Source organism: Streptomyces albus subsp. chlorinus, assembly GCF_013302895.1.
Lineage (GTDB): Bacteria > Actinomycetota > Actinomycetes > Streptomycetales > Streptomycetaceae > Streptomyces > Streptomyces chlorinus.
Genome location: NZ_VJOK01000001.1, coordinates 6573166 through 6575663 on the forward strand (window position 1 = coordinate 6573166; position 2498 = coordinate 6575663).

A 2498-nucleotide genomic window follows, 5' to 3' on the forward strand; every position below is an offset into this window, starting at 1 on the left:
GGGTGGCGGGCGCGTTCCTCGGCTCCGGCCCGGACGGGGTGCGCCGGATGCACGGCATGGAGGAGTGGCTGGGCGGCGACACCACGCTGCGGGTCGGCCACACCTACCTGCCCGGCCGCCTGTGGGCGGACATCGAGGGGCGGCCGGAGTTCCTGGAGCCGTGGGCGCGTTGGCGCCGCGCTCAGGCCGCGCGGCTGTTCGTGCTCAACGTGCCGATGCTGGCCCGCAGCGAGGCGGGACTGCCCGACGCGGAGGTCCGCGCGCTGCTGCGCCGAGGAGCCGGCGGCGGGTTCGACGGCCACTTCCGCACCCTGGCGGCGCGCCTGGTGGAGCGGCGGCTCGCGGACACCGTCCTGGTGCTCGGCTGGGAGATGAACGGCACCACCTACACGCACCGCTGCGCCCCGGACCCCGGGGCGTGGCGGCGGTACTGGCGCCGCATCGTGACGGTCATGCGGTCCGTGCCCGGCCAGCGGTTCCGCTTCGACTTCGCGCCCAGCCGCGGCCGGGACGCCATCGGCTGGACCCGCTGCTACCCGGGGGACGACGTGGTGGACGTGCTCGGCATGGACGCCTACGACCAGCCCGAGGGCATGCCCTTCGCCGAGCAGGTGCGGGAACCGTACGGGCTCCAGGCCCAGGTCGACTTCGCCGCGCGGCACGGCAAACCCGTCTCGTACCCGGAGTGGGGCCTGTTCCGCAACGGCGACAACGCCGACTACATGCGCCGCATGCTCGCCTGGATGGCCCGGCACCGGCCGCTGTACCAGACCATCAGCGACTACTGTCCCCACGGGGTGTGGCAGTGCCGGGACAACCCGCGCTCGGCGGCGGCCTACCGGGCGACCCTGCACGACCAGCCACCGCCAGCCCCGCCGTGGCCGAAGCAGCCCCCGAAGGCCACCCCACCGCAGGCCACGCCCCCGCCGGGTCCCCCTCCGCCGCACCGGCCCCCGGAGGAGTCCCGGCCCCCCGTGCCCCCGCGTCCGCCCCGGCCCACCGACCGGCCCGCGCCGCCGCGCCCGTGGTGGGAGCGCTGCTGGGAGGCCGGCCGGCACTGCGTCCGGCTCGACTGGCTGCGCACCCTGCTCACCTGACGGGCCGCCGCCTGACGGCCCGCCGCATGACCGGCCGTCACCTGTCCGACCACCGCCCGACGGGTCACCGCCCGACCGGTCGCCGCCCGTCCGGCCCGGCCGTTCCGCCGTACCGCGTCGCGTCGTCGTACCGGATGACGTCATGCCGTCACCGACCCGCCCGCAGGCCGGCCGCCCGGCTCAGCAGCGTGCACGCCCTTCCGGACGCGCCGTGCTCGCGCAGCGCGCCGGCCGCCAGGTCCCGGGCCGCCGCCTGCGCCGCGTGCAGCTCCAGCACGGGTGCCAGCTCCCGGCGGGCCAGCAGGTAGCGCCGGTTGACCGAGGTCACCGGCTGCCAGCGCTGCTTGTACGGTTCGGTGCCGCGCAGCAGACTCAGCGTCCCCCTGCCGGTGGCGGACGCGAAGTGCGCGTCGTGCCGCAGCAGCATCGTCGCGATGTCCACCTTCCGCTCGCGCAGCGCCGGGTCCGCTCCGTACAGATAGCCGCACACCAGGTCCGGCGAGGTGAAGGCGATGTCGCAGGCGGCGACCCGGTCCCCGATCCGGTACTCGGTCACCGTCGCGTCCCCGTCGGCGGCCAACCGCGCGGTGGCGCGCACCAGATGGGCGACGAAACGGGGCCTGAGGTGTTCGGGCGTCACCCCCCGGCCCTCCCACTGGCGCTCGTGCAGCCGCAGCATGGTGCGTACCGCGTCCGCCACCCGCTCCCCGGTCACGGCGTGCGCCTCGATGCCCAGCTCGTCGATGCGGCGCAGCTTGCGGCGGGTGCGTTTGGCGCTGGCCGGAGCGAGGCGGCGCAGCATCTCCTCCATGGGGACGCCCGGCAGCTCCAGGCAGGGCGAGTCGGTCAGCCGTCTGCGGGCGCCCGGCCAGGCCGCGTACAGGCGTTCGGCAGCCCCGCCGGGACGCACCTCGCGCAGATCGATCACCGCGCTGCGGGAGGCCGCGTACAGCGCCCGCGCGAGCGCGTCGGCCGCGCGCGGGCAGCCGTCGTCGAGCAGCACGTCCTGGTAGTCGGAGATGGGACCGCCCAGCGGGACCAGCGCGGGCAGCGGCCGGTGGACGAGCATCAGCGGCGCGGCGGCCACCAGCCGGCCGTTCTCGCGCACCAGGACGATCCGCAGCCGGCCGCCCTGCCCGTAGGAGCGCCACCACGAGGCGAGCCAGGTGTGACTGGTGAAGGGCGTGGCCGAGCGGTTCCGCCGGCGCAGCCCGTCCCAGTCGCCGGCCAGCCCGGCGAACTGCTCCTCGGCGCGGCACAGGGTGGCGGTCAGCCGCGCGGGCGGACGCCCCGACGCCTCGCTGTGCCCGCCGCGCCAGGGGGAGAGGACGGGGCCCGCCAGTTTGCGGCGCGGGACCGGGGCGTTGCGGCGCGCGGCCGGGGGCAGAGGGGAGATCACCG

The 2498-nt window shown here is 76.6% G+C and carries 2 protein-coding genes; one reads left to right on the top strand and one right to left on the bottom strand.

Features of this window, described 5'->3' with window-relative positions; translation table 11 throughout:
* A partial coding sequence (locus FM076_RS28495; protein ID WP_180217856.1) for a glycoside hydrolase family 26 protein occupies positions 1 to 1097 on the top strand: 1097 nt, incomplete at its 5' end.
* Between the two features lie 148 nt (positions 1098 to 1245).
* On the opposite strand, the gene FM076_RS28500 is transcribed toward FM076_RS28495, so the two are convergent.
* On the bottom strand, positions 1246 to 2370 hold the full coding sequence (locus FM076_RS28500; RefSeq protein ID WP_243275136.1) for a GNAT family N-acetyltransferase: 1125 nt from the start codon (positions 2368 to 2370) through the stop codon (positions 1246 to 1248).
* Positions 2371 to 2498: the final 128 nt, after the last annotated feature.